This window comes from Aeromonas sp. QDB68, assembly GCF_027707405.1.
Taxonomy (GTDB): domain Bacteria; phylum Pseudomonadota; class Gammaproteobacteria; order Enterobacterales; family Aeromonadaceae; genus Aeromonas; species Aeromonas caviae.
Map to the genome: position 1 here is coordinate 1 of NZ_JAPCIQ010000067.1, position 23,005 is coordinate 23,005.

General features: G+C 65.2%; 19 protein-coding genes. 8 read left to right on the forward strand and 11 right to left on the reverse strand.

Going from position 1 to position 23,005, the window contains the following annotated elements; translation table 11 throughout:
* The 6 genes from PG892_RS16325 to PG892_RS16350 all read right to left on the reverse strand — a co-directional run.
* Nucleotides 1-1,478, reverse strand: a 1,478-nt coding sequence (locus PG892_RS16325) for a BatD family protein (RefSeq protein WP_198498017.1), incomplete at its 3' end; no start/stop codon positions are given.
* Between the two features lie 62 nt (nt 1,479-1,540).
* On the reverse strand, nt 1,541-3,001 hold the full coding sequence (locus PG892_RS16330) for a vWA domain-containing protein (RefSeq protein ID WP_270825581.1): 1,461 nt from the start codon (nt 2,999-3,001) through the stop codon (nt 1,541-1,543).
* Nucleotides 3,002-3,022: 21 nt separating this feature from the next.
* On the reverse strand, nt 3,023-3,985 hold the full coding sequence (locus tag PG892_RS16335; RefSeq protein WP_052815044.1) for a VWA domain-containing protein: 963 nt from the start codon (nt 3,983-3,985) through the stop codon (nt 3,023-3,025).
* Complete coding sequence (locus PG892_RS16340) at nt 3,982-4,539, reverse strand: DUF4381 family protein (RefSeq protein WP_223954245.1); 558 nt, start codon at nt 4,537-4,539, stop codon at nt 3,982-3,984. Before PG892_RS16340 ends, PG892_RS16335 begins: the two co-directional genes overlap by 4 nt.
* The gene (locus PG892_RS16345; RefSeq protein ID WP_161648194.1) at nt 4,524-5,414 is read right to left on the reverse strand and encodes a DUF58 domain-containing protein; all 891 of its coding nucleotides are present in this window, start codon (nt 5,412-5,414) and stop codon (nt 4,524-4,526) included. The genes PG892_RS16340 and PG892_RS16345 overlap by 16 nt, the downstream gene beginning before the upstream one ends.
* A gap of 28 nt (nt 5,415-5,442) precedes the next feature.
* Entirely contained in the window at nt 5,443-6,393 is a 951-nt protein-coding gene (locus PG892_RS16350) for an AAA family ATPase (RefSeq protein WP_052815041.1), read from the reverse strand.
* A gap of 183 nt (nt 6,394-6,576) precedes the next feature.
* On the opposite strand from PG892_RS16350, the gene fadI reads away from it, so the two are divergent.
* The 6 genes from fadI (at nt 6,577) to PG892_RS16380 (ending at nt 13,039) form a co-directional block, all read left to right on the forward strand.
* Entirely contained in the window at nt 6,577-7,887 is a 1,311-nt protein-coding gene (gene fadI / locus PG892_RS16355) for an acetyl-CoA C-acyltransferase FadI (protein WP_039039117.1), read from the forward strand.
* On the forward strand, nt 7,887-10,037 hold the full coding sequence (gene fadJ / locus PG892_RS16360; RefSeq protein WP_270825582.1) for a fatty acid oxidation complex subunit alpha FadJ: 2,151 nt from the start codon (nt 7,887-7,889) through the stop codon (nt 10,035-10,037). Before fadI ends, fadJ begins: the two co-directional genes overlap by 1 nt.
* Nucleotides 10,038-10,285: 248 nt before the next feature.
* Nucleotides 10,286-10,426, forward strand: a complete 141-nt coding sequence (locus PG892_RS16365; protein WP_005325161.1) for a TIGR02808 family protein — start codon at nt 10,286-10,288, stop codon at nt 10,424-10,426.
* Between the two features lie 189 nt (nt 10,427-10,615).
* Entirely contained in the window at nt 10,616-11,173 is a 558-nt protein-coding gene (locus tag PG892_RS16370; RefSeq protein WP_270825583.1) for a YaeQ family protein, read from the forward strand.
* 11 nt (nt 11,174-11,184) lie between these two features.
* Nucleotides 11,185-12,069, forward strand: a complete 885-nt coding sequence (locus PG892_RS16375; RefSeq protein ID WP_264786625.1) for an AEC family transporter — start codon at nt 11,185-11,187, stop codon at nt 12,067-12,069.
* Nucleotides 12,070-12,181: 112 nt separating this feature from the next.
* On the forward strand, nt 12,182-13,039 hold the full coding sequence (locus PG892_RS16380; protein ID WP_270825584.1) for a DUF5677 domain-containing protein: 858 nt from the start codon (nt 12,182-12,184) through the stop codon (nt 13,037-13,039).
* A 183-nt stretch (nt 13,040-13,222) separates the two neighbouring features.
* Here PG892_RS16380 and PG892_RS16385 read toward each other — a convergent pair whose 3' ends face one another.
* From PG892_RS16385 to PG892_RS16400, 4 genes are all read right to left on the reverse strand, one after another.
* The gene (locus PG892_RS16385; protein ID WP_010674673.1) at nt 13,223-14,452 is read right to left on the reverse strand and encodes an MFS transporter; all 1,230 of its coding nucleotides are present in this window, start codon (nt 14,450-14,452) and stop codon (nt 13,223-13,225) included.
* Between the two features lie 55 nt (nt 14,453-14,507).
* Nucleotides 14,508-15,278: an ABC transporter ATP-binding protein gene (locus PG892_RS16390; RefSeq protein WP_010674674.1), complete on the reverse strand. Its 771-nt coding sequence runs from the start codon at nt 15,276-15,278 to the stop codon at nt 14,508-14,510.
* The gene (locus tag PG892_RS16395; RefSeq protein WP_052815034.1) at nt 15,271-16,314 is read right to left on the reverse strand and encodes a FecCD family ABC transporter permease; all 1,044 of its coding nucleotides are present in this window, start codon (nt 16,312-16,314) and stop codon (nt 15,271-15,273) included. Before PG892_RS16395 ends, PG892_RS16390 begins: the two co-directional genes overlap by 8 nt.
* A 101-nt stretch (nt 16,315-16,415) precedes the next feature.
* On the reverse strand, nt 16,416-17,537 hold the full coding sequence (locus tag PG892_RS16400) for an ABC transporter substrate-binding protein (RefSeq protein ID WP_052815033.1): 1,122 nt from the start codon (nt 17,535-17,537) through the stop codon (nt 16,416-16,418).
* A gap of 596 nt (nt 17,538-18,133) precedes the next feature.
* Here PG892_RS16400 and PG892_RS16405 point away from each other — a divergent pair.
* Nucleotides 18,134-21,352, forward strand: a complete 3,219-nt coding sequence (locus PG892_RS16405; RefSeq protein ID WP_052815032.1) for an ExeM/NucH family extracellular endonuclease — start codon at nt 18,134-18,136, stop codon at nt 21,350-21,352.
* Between the two features lie 158 nt (nt 21,353-21,510).
* Here the strand turns inward: PG892_RS16405 and PG892_RS16410 are convergent, their stop codons facing one another.
* Entirely contained in the window at nt 21,511-22,050 is a 540-nt protein-coding gene (locus PG892_RS16410; protein WP_010674678.1) for a glycine zipper 2TM domain-containing protein, read from the reverse strand.
* A 323-nt stretch (nt 22,051-22,373) separates the two neighbouring features.
* Between PG892_RS16410 and PG892_RS16415 the strand changes: the two genes are divergently transcribed.
* The coding region (locus tag PG892_RS16415; RefSeq protein WP_235657113.1) for an AMP-binding protein at nt 22,374-23,005 on the forward strand (632 nt) is incomplete at its 3' end.

Here is a 23,005-nt window from a genome sequence, read left to right on the forward strand (position 1 = left end):
CATGCACGCATCCACGCCAGTATTCGAAGACCATAGGCTATCGCAAAGCTCTCCCTGGAGCACAACTCCCTGGCGAGCGCCTGCCTGGGCAGGTGTTCGCCAGGGACTCGCTTGGGGGAAAAACAGGCCCGATCCAGGTCGTCCAGCAGCGCCCCCATGGCGGGGTCGCGGTGACAGGGCAGCCTGGCCAGATGCAGGCAGGGGGTGTCCCAGCGCAGGACGGCCCAGGTCAGCAGGGTTTCCCTGGCCTCGTCAGGAGAGCCCGTTGCGAGGGCCCGTTGCAGGCGATAGAAAGCGCGCCAGCGCGGCCAGCGGCGCATGAATGCCCGCAGCAGGATGGCCAGGAGCACCCAATAGAGATACTGGATCCCTGGTGCGGGGGAGGCGGGAGTGGCGCTCTCCCTTGCCGTGAACACCAGAGGATGTGCGGGCAGGCGCGCCTCCTCGATGCGACCGCTCTGGGTGTTGAACCAGCGCAGGGTCTGGGGGGGCAGCACATAGCGCCCCGCCTCGTCGGCGGTCAGGGCCTGGCGCCACTGGCGCTCGAAGCGTAGCGCCCCCTCGGCCACGAATCGCTCCTGTTGCTGCTCGCCGTCCGGCTTCATGGAGAGGCCGGCGGGCAGGGGCGGGGCCGGCAAGGGGGGCAGGCGGTTGCCATCCCCCCCTTCCATCACCAGGGTGAGGGTGCGGATCACCGGCTCACCCACCCTGGCCTGGGCCGGGCTGAACTGCTGGCGCAACACCAGGCTGCTCGCCACCGGCTCCAGGGGGGCCTTGTCCACCTTGATGAAGAGGGTCGCCGCCCTGGCGGACAGCAGATCCCCCGCGTTGCCCGGCGCGGTCGCACCGGCCTGGTCCTGGGGCGGCAACCGCCCCTGAAAGCGGGGGGATTCGACGGGATGGAGCCCGGGTCCTTTGGCCTGCAGCAGCCATTTTCGCGTGAGACGCCCGGGCAGGCCGGGGCTGGTGGGAGAGTCCCAGCGGTCCTCGCCAAGGCGGCGAATGGTAAAGGCCGGGGTGATGGGCTCGCCGAGGTTGGGGGCCTCCAGGTTGGCAGGCAGCCAGAGGGTCAGCTCATAGATGAAGGGCTGGCCGGGGTAGAGATTCCCCTCATGGAGCACCCGGGCCTGCAGCTCGACCGGAGAGAATACCGGGTCTTGTGTCGGCATCAGGGTGCCGTCCAGGGAACGTGTCGGCACCGCCAGGGAGGGGGTGAGATCGGCGCCAAGGGGCAGGGAGGGCACCTGGCGCGGGCTGGTATCGAGCAGGTGCAGGGGGATCTGCCAGCGGGTCAGGCTGCGGCTCTGGGCACTGACCCGCTGGATGCTGACCCGCCCGACCGCAAACTGGCGCAGCAGCGGTTGCAGGTTGAGATCCTCATCGCGGTGCAGCCCGTCGGCTTCGATGACGAGCAGCCAGTCGCGCTCGCTCGCCCCCGGCAACAGCTCGGCCTCGACAGGGGCGGCCTGCACCCGCATGGCGCACAGGGCGAGCAGCAGCCAGCAGCCGAACCGGGGGGAGAGCAAGCGCAGTACGAGGATCACCAGGGCTCCTCCACCTTGAGCAGGGGGCGGCGCAGGGCCTCCTTGCGAAGGCGCTGCTCCAGCAGCAGCACGGGGGGCGCCGGGGGGCGGGGAGCCTCTGAGGCGCGGGCGGGGTCGGGAGTGTCGGCCTGTGCCGGGGCATTTGCCGAGGACGCCGACTGTGGCGGGTTGGCCCGCAGCAGGGCCAGGTTGTGCAAGGCATCCCTGTGCCCAGGTTCAAGGCGAAGGGCGCTCAGATAGGCCTGCTCCGCGGCGGCAAGATCCCCGAGCCAGACCAGGGCATTGCCCCTGTTGTAGTGGGCGGTGGCGCTGTTTGCCCTGCCATAGGCGGCGACGGCCCTGGCGTAATCCCCGGATCTATACCAGGCGTTGCCTTGCCAGACCGGATCCTGGAAGGCGTTGGCCGCTTCCCGATAGTGTCCCTGGCGATAAGCCTGCCAGCCTTCTTCATCTTGTCGGGAGGCCGCCTGCAGGGAAGGGGGCGCGAAGCCAATGACGAGGATCACCAGCAGCCAGTGGGCGCCGATCCGCGCCAGCAGCGCCAGGGGGAGCAAGGGGATGAGCAGCCAGGGGCCGAGATCCCGGGATTGCCCCTGCGTCAGGGCCTGGCCCATGGGCAGGGGGGCAAAGCGGGGCAGGCCGGAATCAAGCCAGGCCAGCCTGCCTCCGGTACTGGCGGCAAGGGCGGCCATGGCCTCCTCGTCGGGCGCCGGCAAGGTGTGGCCGATCGGGCTGCCGAGCTGCCAGCGCTCGGCAGCCACGCCGGGCTGCCGGGTCTCCTTGCCCCCGCTGGCCAGCAGGATGTCGAGCCGCGGGGCCGAGCCTGCCTTGCAGAACAGGTCGTTGAGGCAGGGCCAGAGGGCGGCGATGCGATCGCGCGCTGTCCCGGAGAGGCCGTCGGTCACGAGCAGCAGACGGGCGGACTGGCCCGGCGGGATCAGGGTGAGGGCCAGGGCCACGGCGCGCTCGGGGGCGCTGCCCTGGACAGGCATGATGGCCGGGCGCAGGTCCGGCAGCAGCAGGGCGATGGCCTGATGATCCCGGGTGGGAGGCATGGCGAGGTAGGCATCCCCGGCAAACAGGATGAGGGCGATGGGATGGGGCGCATCCTGCCGCGCTATGTCGGCCAGCATCTCCTGCAATCCCAGCCTCACCCGGGTTGCCCGGTCCGGCGCCAGATCCTGTGCCAGCATGGAGTCGGAGAGATCCAGCAGCCAGATATCGAGGGCCGGGCTCGGCATGGGGAGACTCTGCTGGCGCAGGGCGGGGCCCGAGAGCGCCAGGATCACCGGCAGACAAGCAAGCCAGCGCCAGGGGATGGCCCGATGGCGGCTCGGCAGCAGATAGGCCTGCATGGCCGGGGAGAGCAAGCCGGGATCGCGGCGGCGGCGCCACCCCTGCCACAGCCAGGGGATCAGGGCTAGCAACCAGAGGGGGCGCAGCAAGGTCAGCTCCATGGTGTCACCGTCATGACCAGCCTACTCATGGGATGGCCTGTGTGACAGGGGGATGTGCCAGCGGGCTGGCCAGCAGAGCAGCAGCCAGGCCAGGGCCAGTGGCCAGGGGTAGAGCTCCTGGTGGGGCCGGGAGAGGATCTGGGGCCGGGCGAGGGGCTCCAGGGTGTCGATGGCCTGGTTGATGGCGGCGAGATCGCCCCGGTTGCGGGCGCGAAAATAGCGGCCTCCTCCCAGTGTCGCCAGCTGCTGCAACAGGGCTTCATCCAGTTCGGCACTGGGGTCGGCGTCCCCTGCGGGCGCGGCGAAGGTGTCGGGGTCGGCGCCCACCCCCAGGGTATAGAGACGGATGCCGGCTTTGGCGGCGAGCCTGGCCTCGGTCAGGGGATCCGCATTGCCCGAGGTATTGCGGCCGTCCGTCACCAACAGCAGGGCGGTGGGGCGGGTGGGGTCGGCGTGCTGGCGTGCCAGCAGGATGGCTTCCCCCAGGGCCGTGGTGCGCCCCACCAGATCGAAATCGAGCTCCCTGGCCAGGGTGAGCAGGGCCCCGGTCTCCTGGGTGAGGGGGGAGAGCAGATAGGCGTGATCGGCAAAGACGACCAGGGCGATTCGATCCCCCGGGCGGGAGGCGACAAGGTTGCTTATCTGCTGGCGCACCGCGGCAAGCCTGTCCGTTTGCTCTCCGTCATCCAGCATGTCCTGGGTGCGCATGCTGTCGGAGAGATCCACCGCCAGGATGAGGTCTCGGCTGCTCTGGTAGTGAATGATCGGGGGCTCCTGCCACTGGGGGCGGCACAGGGCCAGTACCAGGGCGCACCAGCAGAGCATCATGCGCCACAAGGGCTGCCCCGCCTGGGGCCGGAGCAGGGGAAAACCTCCGTGAACGAGCTGGTTTCCTCCCTTGCGCCCCTTCATGGGAGGCAGGCCGAAGCGCACCAGCAGCGGCAGGGCGAGGGCGAGGGAAAACCAGGGCCAGGCGAGGATCATCGCGTACCCTCCGGGGAAGGGGCCCCTCGCTTGCTTGTCGGGAATCGCGGCGCGCTGACGCAGCGTCGCCCCCAGGCGAGATAGGCGAGGCGCAATCTTTTGCGCTGCGCCTCATCGGGCATTCTGCCCCCATAGAGCCAGAGCGGCCACTGGGCGGCAAACCGGGAAAAATCGCTCCCCCCCTTGCTGTCCAGCCAGGCGAGCCAAGCCTCCCCTTGCAGGGGGGCCGCCTCGGGCCAGCGGGCCATGGCCGCTTCTCGCAGGGCATCCTGCAGCCTGGGGACGAGATCGTCGGCCTGCCAGTCTATCCGATGCGCCCAGTGGCGCTGGCGCCACAGGGTGAGGGCCGTCATGGCGATCAGGCAAGCGGCGATCGCCGCGATCAGCAGCCCACCGAGGGCCATCAGGCGAGGATCCTGTGCAGGCTCGAGAGCGGGGCCTTGGTGGATGTCGCGCAGCTCGGCACGAATGGCTTGCAAGGCCTCGCTGGACGAGGGCTGGCGATATGCATCCGGTGCGGGCACGCCCTGCTCCCCCCTCAAAACAGACGGCATCCGCCCTCCTGCCACTGGCGTTGCAGGGTGGCGCCGTTGTCGAGGCGATAGAGGCGCGTCACCAGGGGCAGCAACTGCTGGCGACAGGCCTCGGCCTGTTCGTCGGCCGCCCTCTGGTAGCGGGCGCGAAAGCGGGGGTCTTCTCCCGCGAGCCAACCGCTGTGTCTGCCTGCCTGCACTGCCAGCTGCCCCTGCTCGGGCAGAGCGGCTTCCAGGGGATCGCGGATCTGCCAGTAGTGGATATCGTGGCGCAGGCGAAGGCGTTGCAACTGCTGGCAGAGTGCCTGGTCCGGTGCCTGGTGATGGCTTATCAGGGTCAATCTGGCCCCGTGGGGCAGGGTGAGTCGTGCCAGGGTCTGGGCCAGCGTCCAGGGTGGGGGGGCGCGATCCAGCCCTGCCTCGTAATGGCGGCAGAGCGCTTCCAGCAGAGGCATGAGAGAGCCGCGCTGGTGCTCTGTGTGGGGGGCTGCGCCCTGGCAGATCAAGGTATTGGCCTGTTTCTCCCCCTGCCAGAGCAGGGCGGCGGCCAGCTCGCAGCCAAGGCGGGCCTTGAGCTGGGCGCGGGAGCCAAAGTACATGGCGGGTGAGAGATCCAGCAGCAACCAGTGGGCCTGATCCTGCTCTTCCCCGTAGAGGCGGGTGTGGGGGCGGCCGAGGCGGGCGGTGACCCGCCAGTCGATGTGACGCACCTCGTCACCGGCCTGATAGAGGCGAAGCTCCCTGAAATGCAGCCCGGGCTGGCGTCCGATACGCCCCTGGGCCGCCTGATGAATGCGGGCACGTTCGCTCTGGCGCGTCCAGAGGCGCACCGCCAGCAGCCGCTCGAGGGTGAGGGCGATGTCGGGGTGATCCCGGGGCTCGGCGACGGGGGTCATGGCGACAGGGCTGCCTGTGGGGGTCGGTTCAGGGGCATGGAATGGCATCCAGCAGCAGGGTGATGAGCGCCTCGCTATCGAGGTTGTCCGCCAGCGCCTGATAACTCGGGATGAGGCGGTGGCGCAGCACGGCTGGCGCCAGTTGCTGGATGTCTTCGGGCAATACGAAGTCGCGCCCGGCGAGCCAGGCCCGGGCCCGTGCGGCTCTTGCGAGGCCGATGCTGGCCCTGGGGCTGGCACCCACCGCAATGAGGGGTTCCAACTCGGGGCACAGGCCGCTGCCGGGTCGGGTGGCGCACACCAGTTGCACCAGATAGTGCTCGAGGCGCCCCTGCATCTGTACCCCTTGAACGGCGGTGCGGGCTTCCAGCAAGTCGGACTGGCTCAGGGTGACCGGCGGCGTCGGCAGGGCGTCGCCACGGGCGTTGAGTTGAAGGATGGCCAGCTCCATGGCGGGGCTGGGGTAATCCACCAGCAGCTTGAGCAAGAAGCGATCGAGCTGGGCCTCCGGCAGGGGATAGGTCCCTTCCTGCTCGATGGGGTTCTGGGTGGCGGCGACCATGAAGAGGGAGGGCAGGCGCCAGCTCTTCTTGCCCACGGTGATCTGGTGCTCGGCCATGGCTTCCAGCAGGGCGGACTGCACCTTGGCCGGCGCCCGGTTGATCTCGTCCGCCAGCACCAGGTGGTTGAACAGGGGGCCGGGTTGAAACACGAAGCTCGCATCCTGGGGATGGAAGACCTCGCTGCCGGTGAGATCGGCAGGGAGCAGATCCGGGGTGAACTGGATACGGGCAAAGCGCCCCTCCACGGCACCGGCCAGCGCCTTGACCGCCCGGGTCTTGGCAAGACCGGGGGCCCCCTCGATCAGCACATGTCCTTCACATAACAGGGCGATCAGCAGCCCCTCGATGAGGGGGCCCTGTCCCAGGATCTGGCTGCCCAGATAGTCTCCAAGTGCTCTGAACTCGGCCGCTGCCATGCGATAAACCCGTTGTTTTTATGGAAGTTGATCTTTTTATACCCCAGTTGGCTCACAAGGGCGAGGGAGGGTGGCAAGATGGGGACAATTTAGTTTCAATCAGCCGTATGAAAGTTGTGATTGGATTGTTAAGATGTGGCGCAATGAGGTCAGACCTCTGCCTTTTTAACCCAAGGAGCCAGGATGAAACAGCCATTGAAACTGACGACTCGCCAGGGCGAACGGATAGCCGTCGTGGCGGGTCTGCGCACCCCCTTTGCCAAGCAGGCCACCGCTTTTCACGGCGTGCCTGCGGTGGATCTGGGCAAACTGGTGGTGAGCGAGATGCTCGCCCGCACCGATCTCGACCCCAAGCTCATCGACCAGCTGGTGTTCGGCCAGGTGGTGCAGATGCCGGAAGCGCCAAACATCGCCCGGGAGATCGTGCTTGGCACTGGCATGAGCGTCAGCACCGATGCCTATAGCGTGTCGCGCGCCTGCGCCACCAGTTTCCAGGCGGTGGCCAATGTCACCGAATCCATCATGGCCGGCACGGTGGACATCGCCATCGCCGGCGGTGCCGACTCCTCTTCCGTGCTGCCCATCGGGGTCAGCAAGTCTCTGGCCCGCGCCCTGGTGGATCTCAACAAGGCGCGCAACCTCCAGCAGCGTTTCAATATTCTGCGCCGTCTGCGCCTGAAGGACCTGCTGCCGGTGCCCCCGGCCGTGGCTGAGTACTCCACCGGTCTCTCCATGGGGCAGACCGCCGAGCAGATGGCCAAGACCCACCAGATCAGCCGCGAGGCGCAAGATGCGCTGGCCCACCGCTCCCACACCCTGGCGGCCGAAGCCTGGGCGCAGGGCAAATTGAATGGCGAGGTGTTCACCGCCCACGTGCCCCCCTACAAGTCGCCGCTGGAGCGGGACAACAACATCCGTGAAAGCTCGGATCTGGCGAGTTACGCCAAGCTCAAACCGGTCTTTGACCGGGCCCACGGTTCGGTGACGGCCGCCAACGCCACTCCGCTTACCGACGGCGCCGCCGCCGTGCTGATGATGCGCGAAGGGCGGGCCCGCGAGCTGGGTCTGGAGCCGCTGGGTTACATCCGCAGCTTCGCGTTTTCCGCCATCGACGTATGGCAGGACATGCTGATGGGCCCCTCCTATGCCACGCCGCTGGCGCTGGACCGTGCCGGCATCACCCTTGGGGATCTGACCCTCATCGACATGCACGAAGCCTTTGCCGCCCAGACGCTGGCCAACCTCAAGATGTTTGCAAGCGCCGAATTTGCCCGTGACAAGCTGGGCCGGGATCAGGCCATCGGCGAGGTGGACATGGAGAAGTTCAACGTGCTCGGCGGCTCTTTGGCCTTTGGTCACCCCTTTGCCGCCACCGGGGCGCGCATGATCACCCAGACCCTGCATGAACTGCGGCGCCGGGGTGGGGGATTGGGGCTCAACACCGCCTGTGCGGCGGGTGGGCTGGGTGTGGCCATGGTGCTGGAGGTGGAATGATGAGTGCCAAGACTTTTTCTCTGGATATTCGCAAAGACGGCATCGGCATCCTCACCATGGATGTGCCCGGTGAGAGCATGAACACCCTGAAGGCCTCCTTTGCGGACGAGATCCGCACTCTGCTGGCCGAGGTAAAGGGGAACGGGGATCTGATCGGCCTGGTGATCGTCTCCGGCAAGAAGGACTCCTTCGTTGCCGGGGCCGACATCGCCATGCTGGCGGCCTGCACCAGCGCCCAGGATGCCGAAGCGCTGTCCCGGGCCGGACAGGACGTGTTCGCCGAGATCGAAGCCCTGGGGATCCCGGTGATCGCCGCCATTCACGGCCCCTGCCTTGGCGGCGGGCTGGAGCTGGCGCTCGCCTGTCATGGCCGGGTGGTGACTGATCACGGTAAAACCGTGCTGGGCCTGCCGGAAGTGCAGCTCGGCCTGCTGCCGGGCTCCGGCGGTACCCAGCGCCTGCCGCGCCTCATCGGGGTGGCCAAGGCACTGGATCTGATGCTGACCGGCAAGCAGGTGCGGGCCAAACAGGCCAGGAAGCTCGGGCTGGTGGATGACATGGTGCCCCCGTCCATTTTGCTGGAGGCCGCCATCAAGCTTGCCAAGAAGGGCAAGCCGCGCCACCACCTGAAACGGGATCTGCAGGGCAAGGTGCTGGAGACCAACAAATTTGGTCGCAAGGTGCTGTTCGATCAGGCCCGCAAGGGGGTCAAGGCCAAGACCCGGGGCAACTACCCGGCGCCGGCGCGCATCATCGAGGTGGTGCGCATCGGCATGGAGGAGGGGATGCAGGCCGGCCTGCAGGCCGAGGCCCGCCACTTCGGCGAGCTGGTGATGACGCCGGAATCCGCCGCCCTGCGCTCCCTCTTCTTCGCCACCACGGAGATGAAGAAAGAGGTGAGCTATCAGGGGGCCGAGCCGCGCAAGGTGGGTCATGCCGCCGTGCTGGGGGGCGGCCTGATGGGGGGTGGTATTGCCTTCGTCACCGCCACCAAGGCGGGGGTACCGGTGCGGATCAAGGATGTGGCGAGCGCCGGCATCGGCAATGCCATGCGTTACAGCTACGACCTTCTCGCGAGGAAGCTCAAGCGTCGCCAACTGCTGCGCAGCGAGCTGGAGAAACAGATGAGCCTGCTCACCGGCACCCTGGACTATTCCGGGTTCCACCGGGTGGACATGGTGGTGGAAGCGGTATTCGAGGACATCAACCTCAAGCACCAGATGGTGCAGGACGTGGAGCGCGAGTGCGGGGAGCACACCGTGTTTGCCTCCAACACCTCCTCCCTGCCCATCCACCAGATCGCCTCGGCGGCGACGCATCCGGAGCGGGTGGTGGGGCTGCACTACTTCAGCCCGGTGGACAAGATGCCGCTCGCCGAGATCATTCCCCACGCGGGTACCAGCGCCGAGACGGTGGCCACCACCCTGGCCTTCGCCCGGGCCCAGGGCAAGACCCCCATCGTGGTGAAGGACGAGGCCGGCTTCTACGTCAACCGTATCCTGGCGCCCTACATGAACGAGGCGGCGCGCCTGGTGCTGGAAGGGGAGCCGGTGGAGGTACTGGACGGCGCTCTGCTCGACTTCGGTTTCCCGGTCGGCCCCATCACCCTGCTGGACGAGGTGGGGATCGACGTGGGGGCCAAGATCTCCCCCATCCTCGAAAAAGAGCTGGGTGGCGAGCAGTTCCAGGCCCCCAAGGCGTTTGACAAGCTGCTGGAAGACGATCGTAAGGGGCGCAAGAACGGCAAGGGCTTCTACCTCTATGGCAAGGCGGCGCCGCGCAACCGGCTCACCGGCAAGGAGGGCAAGAAGACGGTGGACGCGAGCGTCTACGACGTGCTCGGCGTCAAGCCCCAGGCCAGACTGGCCAGGCAGGAGATCGCCGAGCGCTGCGTGCTGCTGATGCTCAACGAGGCGGCCATGGCGCTCGACAGCGGCGTGGTGGCCTCGGCCCGGGACGGCGACATCGGCGCCATCTTCGGCATCGGCTTCCCGCCGTTCCTGGGCGGCCCCTTCCGCTACATGGACAGCCTCGGCATCGACTATCTGGTGGGGCGCCTCGAGCACCATCAGAAGCGCTTTGGCGACCGCTTTGCCCCCTGTGCGCGGCTCAAGGCGATGGCGGCGGAGCAGCAGCGCTTCTACGGCTGAGACGTCTGCGTGACAAACAGGCGGGGCGGCCCTGGGTCGCCCCGCCTTTTTTCTCCAAGCCAGGGGCCCCGGGGAGCGGAAAACGGGGTGACAAGGGGCTAAATTATTGATCTGGCGCAAACTGGTGCCCCATTTATTACTTTGGTGGCATAGGACTCAGGCGCGGGTTGAGGTCAAATAGCCTTATCAGGAGCGGGGACTACCCCGTCGCGAAAGGGACACCCATTTCACTGGATGAAGGACACACTATGAGTCTGCTCGAACAAACCATCTGGAACATATTGGGATACGGGGCCATGCCCTTTATCTTTCTGAGTGGCTTCGTGGCCGTGGCAGTCACCTGCTGCCTGCTGCTCAATGCCTTCGGGGTCAAGTCCGCCGAGAAGTGAGTCACTCTCGTTCATGCCGCCAAATGCCAGTCTCACGACTGGCATTTGTTTTTTGTGTCTCCTGAAGCACTTATCCCGCCCCTGATAGGGTAAAGGGAGCGCAAGACGGTCGAACCCGGCGGCCATTTTGATTACACTGACGCCCGGCATGTCCGCCCCTTTCTCTTTTATCAGGTGTTCACGACTTCTATGGCGCTCAAGGCAACCATCTTCAAGGCCCAGATCAGCTTGTCTGACATGGATCGCAATCTCTATCAGGACTTCTCCCTCACCCTGGCCCGTCACCCCTCCGAGACCGACGAGCGCATGATGATCCGCCTCGCGGCCTTCGCCTGGCATGCCGCCGAGCGACTGGAGTTCACCAAGGGGCTCTCTGCCGACGACGAACCCGAGCTCTGGCGCAAGAACTATTCCGATGAGATTGAACTCTGGATTGAGCTGGGCCAGCCGGACGAGAAGCGCCTCAAGAAGGCGTGCAACCGCTCCCGCCAGGTGGTGCTCTACCTTTACGGAGGCCGTGGCACCAGCGTCTGGTGGAAGCAGAACCACGGCAAGCTCGGTCTGCACGACAACCTGAGCGTCATCGAGCTCTCCGACAGCCAGACCCTGCCGCTGGCGGCCATGGTGGAGCGCACCATGCAGCTCACCTGCACCATCTCCGACGGTCAGCTCTGGGTCAGCAACGGCAGCCAGGAGGTCACCCTGGATCCCGTGGTGCTGATGGGACGTCCGGCCCGAGAACTGTAAAGGATCTGCCCATGTTCAGCGCCCTGCTCAATATCGTCATCCCGGTGTTTGCGGTGGCGGGCCTCGGCGCCCTCTATGGGCGGCTGCGACCGGGTGGCGACCTGGGTTACATCAACCGGGCCAATATCGAGCTCTTTACCCCGGCGCTGGTCTTCTCGGCCCTGGTGAAATACCCGCTGGATCTGGCGGCGCACCTGCCGCTTGTCGCGGCTGGCGCCCTGGTGATTTTGCTCCCCGGCCTGCTGCTCGCCCTGCTTCGGCTCAAGGAGATAGCGCGGGCCGCGCTGATCCTGCCCGCCATGTTTCGCAACACGGGCAACCTCGGCATTCCGCTGATGGTGCTCGCCTTTGGCGAGCAGCAGCTCGGCGCCATCGTCATCCTGTTCGTGCTCTCCAACCTGCTCCACTTCACGGTGGGCATGTTTATCCTCTCGGCCAGCAGCTCCCGCTGGGGTTGGCTGAGAAGCCCGGTGCTCTGGGCCGCCTTCGCCGGCCTGCTGGTGGCCAACCTGCATATCCCGCTGCCGGAATACCTAGTGACCAGCGCCGCCCTGCTCGGCCAGATAGCGGTGCCCCTGATGCTGTTCGCCTTGGGGGTTCGCCTGGTGGAAGGGGAGCTGGGTCATCTGGGGCTGGCCCTCAAGTGCAACCTGCTCTATCTGCTGGCGGGGGGACTCTCCCTTGGGCTCGCCGTCTGGCTGCTGCCCCTGGAGCCTGCCTGGATCCCGCTGCTGACACTCTCGGTGGCACTGCCCCCGGCGGTATTGAATTACATCCTGTGCGAGCAGTACCAGTGCCAGCCCGACAAGGTGGCCAGCATAGTGCTCGGCGGCAATGCGCTCTCGATAGTGGTGATCCCGCTGGCGGTCTGGTTGGCGCTGCATCTGGGAAATTAGATCATTTTTGCTGGAACACTGGGGACGCAAATAACTCAGAGCAGCGAAGTAATTACGGTTCAAAGCTCTGTGATCACTCACTTAGAGCAACAGGATTCACACGTCAGGTATTATGGATACTCAAAAACTTCCAATTCTTGATGCCTTGCGTGGCTTAGCAATGCTTCAGCAAGAGTTTCTTCGTCTCGCGCTTTTGGTCGCGTCGCAAGGGTCTGTAACCTTTGAAGAGGAAGAACTAATTTGTACGCTAGGTGATGGACAGAGGCGTATGAGCACGTTGTTGGCAATGTCTGCAGGTCAGTCGTTTGAAACGTTGCTTCAGATGTCAAAACTTCGCGGTATACCAGTTCGAGACGCGTATCCAGTCGCCAGATCAGCAATCGAATCCTTCGTAAATGCGAGCTATCTTTTGGCCGAATCGGACAAAGTGAGCTCACGAGCCATCCGGTACATCGACTTTGCCGCTTGGCGTCAACAGAATAGAAAATTTGGTAGCGGTGAGTTCTCTATCGAGGTTCGTTGCGACCCTGATCAGCAGGCCACGCTTGCACTGGAGTATCCCGAGTTTAGTGGTAAGGGTAACGGCATGTGGACCAACCTTGATGTGCCTAGTCGTATAAGGAGAGTGGGCGAATTAGCTGGGCGTCGTTCGGGGTCACGCCTGCTTGCAGCATATGGTCTGATTTATTCTCTTTCATCCGAGATCATTCACGGCTCTCCTTTTGGTGCCAGCTACTTCTACTCGGCGCATTTGAAGGGCGAGGAGTCTACTGAGGCATTTGAAGGCGCAACCGTGCGCCATTTGGAAGAGATTTTCGTCGGCGTACTGCATGCTGGTTGTGGTTACCTTGCTGCATTTTTTGGGCAACAGAATATGCAAGGACCATTGAATGCAGAGGAAAAGATCTTTGCGAGACTATTAGAGTTGAGTGCAAAACCGTCCTCTGCATTCCCTACTGGTGAGGCGTAGGTAGTTGACATCTGCGCAGCGCAATATACACCAGTCGAACCTGAGCCAAATGTTGCATAGATCGATGAACTCAAAAGTTAGGTATCTAGCGTCAGCCTGCTCTGTCTCGGGTTTGATGGACAAGTGGGGAAGAAGGCAAAGGGGAGAATGGAGATCTAAACAGGGCGGCCTTGGCCGCCCTGTTTATTGATGGGGAGCAGGCTGAACCTGGCCATCCTTGCGCAGTTGGGTATAGAGACCAAACCCCGCCAGCAGGCCGGCGAGGGCCAGCAGCCACCAGATGGCGGTGGCGGGGCGGCTGCCCGCATCCCCCAGCATAAAGCCGATGAGCAGGTTGCCAAAGAGCGCCATGCAGCCCCCGGCGCTGGCATAGAAGCCGTAGTAGCTGCCGAGCTGCTCAGGGGGCGCGTAGCGGGGCAGCTGGGCGGCGAAGAGCGGGAAGCAGAGGATGGAGCCCAGGGAAAGCAGGGCCACCTGCGTCAACACGCCTGCCGTCGGCCAGGGTGCCAGCAGGGGCAGGGCGAGATAGCTCAGGCCCATCATGCCTATCCCCAGCCCCATGGCGAGCGGTACTCCCAGGCGGCGCTCCACCAGGCGGGAGGCTGGGAGCTGGAGCAGAACGCCGATCACCGCCGAGAGGGTGAAGACGCCGCCGAGCAGGTGGGTGGCGTCCGGCAGGCTCTGGATATGGGCGGGGAGGGCGAGGTAGAGCTGGTGGAACAGGATCTGGTAGCTGCCTGCCAGCAGGGTGAACCCCATGAAGGGGCGCTGGCGCACTATCTCCCCCCATTGGCGCAAGATGGCGCCACGGGGGCTCGGGTTGCTCACCGGGCGTTTAGGCAGCACCCGGTATTGCAGCACTCCGAGCAGGGCGAAGAGGCTCGCCGCCAGGATCCCCGTCAGGGTATAGCTCTGCTGGGTCAAGGTGAGGCCGACCAGGGGGCCGAGCAGCATGCCCGCCTCGCTGGCCAGATTGTGCAGGGCGAAGGCGCGCTGACGCTGGCTCGGGTTGTGGCATTCGCTGGCAAGGTAGGCCTGGGCGCAGGGGGTGAACAGAGCCCCCGCAAAGCCGGTGAGGGCGGCGGCCAGCAGCAGGATGGGCAGGGACTCGGCCCAGCCCAGCAGCACGAAGCCTAAAGATCGTACCAGGCAGCCCCAGACGATGGCGGGATGGTAGCCGATGCGATCCCCAAGGGTGCCGCCCAGCAGGAAGAGCCCCTGCTGGCTGAAGACCCGCATCCCCATGACGAGGCCACAGGCCCAGCCGGCCAGGCCGAGCCCGCTGCCCATGTGCTGGGCGAGGAAGGGCATCATCATGTAGAAGCCGAGGTTGAAGGCGAGCCCATTGGTGATGAGCAGGCGGGCGGCCGGGCTCATGCCCTGCCAGTCCCGCCAGTAGGAGGCGCCGTTCATGGTCGCCTCCCGCCAGTGCGTGGGGAGGTGGTCGCCGGGGTGGCGCAGGACTGTGTCATGATGTCTTTCGCAGGGTTCTGAGGAAGGGGATGCCGTGCTGATCGTGGCTTATCTCCACCGGCACCTGGTAGAGGCGCTCGATGAGGGCCGCGTCGAGCACCCGGGCGGGGGGGCCGAAGGCCTGCAGATCTCCCCCTGCCAGCACGATCAGCTGATCGGCAAACTGGGCGGCCAGGTTGAGATCGTGCAGCACCACCAGGGTGATCCACTGCTGCTCCCGGGTCTGCTGGCACAGGTGCTCCATCAGTTGCATCTGGTGGTGCAGGTCCAGGGCGCTGACCGGCTCGTCCAGCATCATGATGCGGGGGTCGCGCAGCAGCACCTGGGCGAAGAGCACCATCTGCCGCTGGCCGCCGCTCAAAGAGTAGAGGGGGCGATCCGCCAGATGGGCGATGCCAAGCGCCTGCAGGGCACGGCCGGCGGCCAGGATGTCCTCGTCCGCGAGGCGCATGGAGAGGCTGTCGAGGCGCCCCAGCACCACCACCTCGATGACGCTGAGATCCAGCTCCAGCTGGATGTTCTGGGGCATGTAGCCAAACTGCTGGCGCCACCTGGCCTGCGTCATCTGGCGGGCACTCTGGTCCCCGAGGCGAATGTCGCCACTGTCCGGGGTCAGTTCACCAAAGAGGGTGCGCATCAAGGAGGTCTTGCCGGTCCCGTTCGGGCCGATGATCACATGGACCTGACCCGGATGCAGAGTGAGGCTGAGATCCCGCAGCAAGGTCTGCTGGCCGAGGGAGAGGGAGAGTCGGGATATTTCAAGCACGTTTACGCCCCCTGCCGAGGATCAACCAGATGAAGAAGGGCACGCCAATGAGTGCGGTGACGATGCCGATGGGGAAGAGGGCCCCCGGAATGATGGACTTGGAGAGCACCGAGGCCGCCGAGAGCATGCAGGCCCCGCACAGGGCGGAGAGGGGGATCAAAAAGCGCTGATCTTCCCCCACCAGCATGCGGGCGATATGGGGGGCCACCAGGCCGACGAAGCCGACGAAGCTGGTGGCGGTGGCGGTGAGCAGGGCGACCAGCACCAGGGTCTTCATGCGCAGCCTGTCGACGTTGACTCCGAGGCTGCGGGCACGGGCTTCCCCGAGGCGCAGGCTGGTGAGGGCCCAGGCATCCCGGTAGATGAGCAGGGTGCAGATCAGGGTGACGACGGCGGTGATGATCAGGGAGTCCCAAGTGGTGCGCATCAGGCTGCCAAACAGCCAGAACAGGATCTGCTGGTTGAGCTCGGGGGAGGAGAGGAACTGCAGCAGGGAGAGCAGGGACTGGAACAGGAACAGCAGGGCGATGCCCGCCAGGATCAGGGTCTGGCTGCTGACATGGCGCATCATGGCCAGCCCAAACAGCAGGCAGGCGGCAAACATGCACACAATGAAGGCGCCGGCCGGGATGGCCACTAGGGGGGAGAGCCCGAGGCCGCCGGTGTAGAGGGCGAGCGCCGCGCCCAGGCCCGCCGCCGCCGCGAGCCCCAGGGTGTAGGGACTGGCGAGGGGGTTGTCCAGCAGGGTCTGCATCTGCACGCCGCCAAGGCCGAGGGAGGCGCCGACCACCAGGGCCATGAGGGCGATAGGCAAGCGCATGTCGTGGACGATGGTGCGGGTCATGGGATCGGCCTGGGCGGGGGAAACCAGGGCATCGATCACGTCGTGCAGGGCCAACAGGGAGGGGCCGGTGGCGATGTCGAGCACCAGGGTAATGCACAGGACCAGGGTGAGCAGCAGGAGCCAGTGCCAGCGACGGCGCTCCCGTTGCCGCTGCCGGGCGAGGGTCTGCTGCAGGGCAGCCAAATCATTCATGATGTCAATCCTGAAACGGGCGCCGCAAGAGGCGCCCACACAATCCAAGAGGGTTGCTGAAGAGGGCGTGGCCGAGGTGGGCCGCACCCGAATTGCCGGGGTTAGCTTGCGTCATCCTGCTTGATGCCCAGCATGAAGGTGCCCTGGGGACGGATGGGCAGGTAGTGCTGGTAGAACGCCTGATAGGTGGCCAGGGGAGCGAGATCCTGGAAAAGGTCCGGATAGAGGGCCTTAGCCATGAACTCGATGAGGGCGGCATCCATGATGCTGCGGGTGGCGCCGTGATAGACCGCGTAGAGGCGACCCTCCTTCACCGCAGGCAGCTCGCTCCAGCCCGGACGGGCAGCAAAGCCTTGCAGACGCTGGCGCACGGTCTCTGCCGACACATCCTGGCCCACCTGCATGGCGACGGCACTGCTCACGCTCTCGTAGCCCGCCATCAGGATCACCTCGGGCTTGCTCGCCAGCAGTTGTTCCGGGTGGATGGGGCCCCAGCGATCGACGAAGGGGGCGGCCACGTTGTCGCCACCGGCCAGCAGGGCCATGGCGCCCCACATGTCCTTGCCATAGGTGTAGCTGTACTCGGCCGGACCCTTGTCACCCAGCTCGATGTAGACCCGGGGCGGCGTGCGCTTCGCGGCGGCGATGCGGGAGGTGATGGTGTCAATCTTGGCCTTGTACTCGTCGGCCATCTTCCGGGCGCGGGCCTCCTGGCCGGTCAGCTTGCCAAGCAGCAGGGTGCTCGCCATGTGCTGTGTCAGGGTCTGGGCGTTGTAGTCGATGACCACCACCGGGATCCCCGCCTGCTCAAGGCGTGGCAGGTCGGCGGCCAGGGCCTCATATTGCCACTTCGCCAGGATCACCAGGTCGGGCTTGACCGCCAGGGTCTTCTCGATGGAGAAGCTCTGATCCTGTACGTTGCCAAGGTCGGGGACCTTGGCCAGTTGTGGCTGGCTGGCCACGTAGAGAGACCAGATGGCGGGACGGGACTTCATGAACCAGCCCAGGGACATGCCCACCAGGCGTTCGGCCCCGCCTTCACCGGCCACCGCCAGGTAATCTTCGGGATAGAAACCGAGCACGATGCGGCTTGCCGGAAGGCTGAGGGAGACCTTGCGGCCCATCACATCTTCCACTTCAACGGGGGGGGCGGCCTGCGCCATCCAGCTCACCAGGACGAGCTGGCCGAGCAGCAGCAACTTTGCCAGGGGGTGACGAAACATCTTGTAGCACCTCGAGAATAGAGACGGTCAAAAAAGAAAGTGAGAACTATTGCCATTCGCGAGCGCAAAAGCAACAAACGTTTGTGTCATCCCCTCTCTTGTTATTTCTGTCATTACTGAAACCGGTTCCACAAGAGCACCAGGAGAGAGTCTCATCCCGCGGTTTTCTGCCTTCTCGGGCCACGAAGGGGGTGGCGCCCGGTATGGCACCCATGGATTTGCCCATGATTCGGAGTCTGTGAGTGGCGCTGTTCACGAAATGGTACCGGGCAGAGGCCGCCGTAGTGTTCCCCCCGTCTGCCCCGGAGCCGATGTCGCTCCCTGACGGAGGCAGCCAGCAGGGGCTGGGGGGCGACAACTTCCTGCGCAGCGATGGCAGACACTGCCCATTCGGGTATTGCCCGTCACCTTGGCGCAACATTTTGTTGTCATTGTTAGCCAGCTCGCAGCAGCCCCGGCGTCGACGGGGCAGAGTGGGCGCGCAGTTTCGGCCGGGGGCTGACATGCCTCCCGCTGATGGCTGCATCCAAGGTGCTGCGGCCCGCCTTGTGCGGGGCGCCAATAACATGATCTGCAAATAAAAAAGGAAACTGACCATGTCAGGAAGACACTCTCTGGTGGCGCTGGCCGTCGGGCTGGCGCTCGCTGGACAGGCACAGGCACAACTGCTCATCACCGAATACCTGGAAGGGTCCGGCAACAACAAGGCGGTGGAGCTGAGCAACCTCGGCAGCGACGCCGTCGATCTCTCACAATACCGGCTGGCCCTCTACGCCAACGGCAAACCCATCAGCGAATCCCCCACCAACAGCCTGGCGCTGCAAGGCACCCTGGCCCCGGGCGCCAGTCTGGTGCTGGCCAACCCCTCCGCAAATGCCGAGATCCTGGCCAAGGCCAATCAGACCAGCGGCAACCTGGTGTTCAACGGCGACGATGCCCTGGTGCTCTATCGCGGCAGCGAGATAATCGACAGCTTCGGCCAGGTAGGGGTGGATCCGGGCACGTCCTGGGTCTCCGGCAACGTTTCGACCCTGGACATGACCCTGCGCCGCAAGGCCACCGTCACCATGGGCCGCACTGATGCGACGTCGCCTTTTGATCCGGCGCAGGAATACGTGGCCGCCCCGAAAGATGACGCCAGTGGCCTGGGTTGCAGTGGCGATGGTCCCTGCGATGGCACCCAGCCGCCCGCCTTCGTCTGCCCGGTGGATCAGTTGGTGCCGGTGCCCGCCATTCAGGGCCCCGGCACCAGCAGCCCCCTGGTGCCAGCCGGCAAGTTCGAATCGGAACAGGCTTACGCCACCCGCGGCGTGGTGACCCAGGTAGTGAGCGGCCTCTACAAGGGCTTCTTCATTCAGGACGAGCAGGGGGACGGGAATGCGGCTACCTCCGACGGCCTCTTCGTCTACACCACCAAGGCCAACGCTGCCGTCGTGCCGGGGGCCGAGGTGTGTGTGTCTGGCAAGGTGAAGGAGTATTTCAACCAGACCCAGATCAACGCAGACGAGCTGGTGGTGACCCGGCCGCAAGGGGCCATCCCGGCTGCGGTGGATCTGCTGCCGGTGGCGGGCGAGAGCCTGAGCCAGCTGCTGGAGCGTCACGAGGGGATGCAGGTACGGCTGGTGCCCGGTTCCAGCCTGGTGGTGACCCGCAACTTCAGCTTCGATTACGACGGCAAGCGCAACAACCTGGTGCTCTCTTATGGCGCGCCGCTCATCAAGTCGACCCAGAAATTTGCCGCCATGAGCCAGGAGGCGAGCGACTGGGCCCTTCGCAACCAGCAGAACCAGCTGGTGGTGGAGACCGACGCCAAGGCGCCGGACGGTGTGCTGCCCTGGTTCCCCGGCTTCAACGCCGAGGACGGTTACCTGCGCATCGGCGACAAGCTCAACGGGCTGGAGGGGGCGCTTGGTTACTCCTACAACCTGTTCAGGCTGGTGGCCAGCAATCGCATCGACGCGAGCCAGATAGATCACAGTGGCTGGGATCGGGTGGAAACCCCCGAGCTCGCCGAGGCGGGGGATCTGCGGGTCGCGAGCTTCAACGTGCTCAACTTCTTCACCACGGTCGTGGGCGGGGATGCCAACCCCACCGGCAGCAACCGGGGCGCCCTGACGGTGGCGGAGTTCGAGTTGCAGCGCACCAAGATAGTCAGCGCCATCACCCGCCTCAATGCCGACGTGGTGGGGCTGATGGAGATCGAGAACAACGGCTATGGCGACAACTCCGCCATCGCCAATCTGGTTACGGCCCTCAACGCCGCCCAGCCGGACGAGGCGGATCACTACCGCTGGATTGCCTCGCCGGATGGCAAGCCCATTGGCACCGACGCCATCACGGTGGGGCTCATCTACCGACCCGCCAAAGTGACCCCGGAGGGGGCCGCCAGCCTTATCGCGCTGCCGGTGCAGCAGGCCGAGGCGGTGGACGCCAGCGGCAAACCGGTGACCATCAATCAGGGGATGCGCGAGTCGCTGGTGCAGCGTTTCAGCTCGCCCAAGGGGGATGCGCCCCTGACCCTGGTGGTCAACCACCTCAAGTCCAAGGGCTCCGCCTGCTTCGAGGATTACCCCGACTACGCCAGCGCCGATCCGCTGGATGGCCAGGGCCACTGCAACGCGCTGCGGGTCTCCGCCGCCAAGGTGCTGGGGGAGCACCTCAAGGATCTGGCCGGGGATCTGCTGCTTATCGGCGACATGAACGCCTATGGCATGGAGGATCCCATCCGGGTGCTGACCGACTATGATCCGGCCGCCCAGGCGCGCCAGATCATGAGCGCCTCCTTCACCACTCTGGCGGGTCAGCCCTTCGAGGAGAGCGGCAGCGCCCTTGGCAAGGGGTATGGTCTGGTGAACCTCAATACCCGCTTCCATGGCACCGACACCTACTCCTACAGCTACGAAGGGGAGCTCGGCAACCTGGATCACGCCCTGGCAAACCCGAGCCTCGCGGCCAAGGTGATCGGCATCGAGGATTGGCACATCAACTCCGCCGAGAGCAACTTCTTCGAGTACGGCACTAAGTACAGCGGTCAGCTGGCGAAATCCGAAGGGCCCTTCAGCGCCTCGGATCACGATCCGGTGCTGGTGGCCATCCAGTATCCGCAGCCACCCGCCGGGGTATTGAGTCTCGAGAGCGCCGCTGCGAACGTGGAGGAGGGGAATACCTTGTCCCTGAGTGTCAGTCGCAGCGATGGCAGCCACGGGGAGGCGAGCGTCAGCTATCGCATCGTCTACGGCAGCGGGGACACAAGCGACGTGGCGCCCCTCACCGGCACCCTGCACTGGGCCGCCGGGCAGAGCGAGCCCCAGACCATCAGCATTCCGGTGAAGAGCGACACCCTGCACGAGGGGGACGAGACCTTTACCCTGGAGCTGTTTGACCCGAGCGGCGCGGCCCTGGGGGATCAGCACCAGACCCTGGTGACCATCAAGGACAAGCTGGCGCCGTCCACCATCTCGCTGGCGCGCGCCAGCATGACGGTGAACGAGGGGCAGTGGTTTGCCGAGATCCCCCTGGTGCGCAGCGGCGATCTGAGCAAGCCGGCCCGGGCCCGGGTGGCCCTTGACGGAGTCACGGCGCGCTGGGGGCTGGATTTCCTGCCCTGGTTCAGCCAGACCGTGAGCTGGGCTGCGGGCGAGGGGGGCAGCAAGTCGGTCAAGGTGCTGATCATCGATGACTGGTTTGTGGAGCCCACCGAGCAGTTCAGGGTGAGCCTCGATCGGGTGGAAGGGGGCCAGCCCGGCGCCCTGCAGCAGACCCGGGTCGACATCCAGGACAACGACAAGTCCTGGTGGCCCTTCGGTCGCCACTGAGGATGACGTCTCAATATAAAAAGGGGCCTGCGGGCCCCTTTCTTAGTTGGGAAGACTTTTGTTGGGAAGACTTGTTGCAGACAGGTTGGGTTGCGAAGATGAAAAAGGCCCACCGTCATGGCGGGCCTTCCTCATGGCAGGGCGCTCCTAACGGAGTATCAACCCTGCGCGTTGCTCAGTACCAGCTTGCCATCCTTGACCGGAATGGTGGGGCCGGGTTGCTTCTCCATGCGTACCACCCCCTCCTGGCCGGCGAGGCGGTAGGTGACGTCATAGCCGATGGTGCGGGTGCTGCTCTCCTGCACCGTCTTGCAGCGCTGCTCCGTGGTGGTGTAGGTATCACCGGCCTGCATGTTGCCCTGCACCTGATTCCCGGCATAACCCCCTGCCACGGCACCGGCGGCGGTGGCCACCTTCTTGCCGCTGCCACCGCCAAACTGGTGGCCGACCACGCCGCCCAGGGCCGCGCCAACCACGGTACCCAGGATCTTGTGCTCGTCCTGCACCGGCTTGCGGTGGGTCAGGGTGACGTTGCGGCACTCCTGACGTGGCGTCTTGATGGTCTCGGTCACCGGCTTGCTGGCCAGCACCTCGGCAAACTGGGGCTCTGATGAAAACAGGGATCCGCTGGCGACCGCCGACAATGCCAGCGCAGAGGCAACACCGATCCCGACACCTGCCAACATGGATTTGTTCATCACTCTTCTCCTTGTACTCATACCCGTTGAGGGCTTGGGATCATTCTTGGCATTTTGCGCCGCAGGCTCAAGGCAAGGGCCACGGGATCGCGACAGGGGCTGACTGCGCAAAAAGTGACCGCACAAAAATAGCGTCGGCGATTGGCGACAGGGGGAGCAGGGCCGAGGGCCCCTAAGACGTTTCGCTAATACCTGGGATCTGGCCCCCTTGATACCCTTTCATCCGGTTCCAGCCGGCATCCTGGCCCCGCATCAGGGCACAATGCCGGTTGTGGTGAACCGCGAGTGCCACCCCGTTTTGTGTCCCTGTGAGGAAGGATCCGATGACAGAGCAGAACATGTACGACGCCGGCCTTGGCAAGACGCCCGCCAATTTCGAGGCGCTGACCCCCTTGAGCTTTCTGGGGCGGGCCGCCCGGGTCTATCCCGACTATCCGGCGCTGATCCACGGCCCCTTGCGCCAGAGCTGGGCCCAGACCGAACGCCGTTGCCGCCAGCTCACCTCGGCCCTGCGCCGTCGCGGCATTGGCGAGGGGGACACCGTCTCCATCGTCGCCCCCAATGTGCCGGCCATGTTCGAGGCGCACTTCGGGGTACCCATGAGCGGCGCTGTGCTCAACACCATCAACACCCGGCTCGATGCGGACGCAATGGCCTTCATCTTCCAGCACGCCCAGAGCAAGGTGGTGCTGGTGGACCGGGAGTTCGGCGCAGTGGTGCGAAAGGCGCTCTCTCTCATTGACAGCCAGTCCCTGGTGATCGCCATCGACGATCCCCTCTACCGGGAAGGGGAGCTGATCGGCGAGCTCGACTACGAGGGGTTCATCGCCCTGGGGGACGGGGACGAACCCGGCTGGCTGCCGGCGGACGAGTGGCAGGCCATCTTAAATGCGAAAGGGGACTCCCTCCGACGTAGGTGGGAGGGGAATTTCGCCGGGGCGTCAGCCCCGCTGGT

Coding starts and splice junctions, on each gene's coding strand:
- PG892_RS16330 (WP_270825581.1), bottom strand. CDS start 3,001: ATGGAGCTGACCTTGCTGCGCCCCCTCTGGTTGCTAGCCCTGATCCCC.
- PG892_RS16335 (WP_052815044.1), bottom strand. CDS start 3,985: ATGATCCTCGCCTGGCCCTGGTTTTCCCTCGCCCTCGCCCTGCCGCTG.
- PG892_RS16340 (WP_223954245.1), bottom strand. CDS start 4,539: ATGCCGTCTGTTTTGAGGGGGGAGCAGGGCGTGCCCGCACCGGATGCA.
- PG892_RS16345 (WP_161648194.1), bottom strand. CDS start 5,414: ATGACCCCCGTCGCCGAGCCCCGGGATCACCCCGACATCGCCCTCACC.
- PG892_RS16350 (WP_052815041.1), bottom strand. CDS start 6,393: ATGGCAGCGGCCGAGTTCAGAGCACTTGGAGACTATCTGGGCAGCCAG.
- fadI (WP_039039117.1), top strand. CDS start 6,577: ATGAAACAGCCATTGAAACTGACGACTCGCCAGGGCGAACGGATAGCC.
- fadJ (WP_270825582.1), top strand. CDS start 7,887: ATGAGTGCCAAGACTTTTTCTCTGGATATTCGCAAAGACGGCATCGGC.
- PG892_RS16365 (WP_005325161.1), top strand. CDS start 10,286: ATGAGTCTGCTCGAACAAACCATCTGGAACATATTGGGATACGGGGCC.
- PG892_RS16370 (WP_270825583.1), top strand. CDS start 10,616: ATGGCGCTCAAGGCAACCATCTTCAAGGCCCAGATCAGCTTGTCTGAC.
- PG892_RS16375 (WP_264786625.1), top strand. CDS start 11,185: ATGTTCAGCGCCCTGCTCAATATCGTCATCCCGGTGTTTGCGGTGGCG.
- PG892_RS16380 (WP_270825584.1), top strand. CDS start 12,182: ATGGATACTCAAAAACTTCCAATTCTTGATGCCTTGCGTGGCTTAGCA.
- PG892_RS16385 (WP_010674673.1), bottom strand. CDS start 14,452: ATGAACGGCGCCTCCTACTGGCGGGACTGGCAGGGCATGAGCCCGGCC.
- PG892_RS16395 (WP_052815034.1), bottom strand. CDS start 16,314: ATGAATGATTTGGCTGCCCTGCAGCAGACCCTCGCCCGGCAGCGGCAA.
- PG892_RS16400 (WP_052815033.1), bottom strand. CDS start 17,537: ATGTTTCGTCACCCCCTGGCAAAGTTGCTGCTGCTCGGCCAGCTCGTC.
- PG892_RS16405 (WP_052815032.1), top strand. CDS start 18,134: ATGTCAGGAAGACACTCTCTGGTGGCGCTGGCCGTCGGGCTGGCGCTC.
- PG892_RS16410 (WP_010674678.1), bottom strand. CDS start 22,050: ATGAACAAATCCATGTTGGCAGGTGTCGGGATCGGTGTTGCCTCTGCG.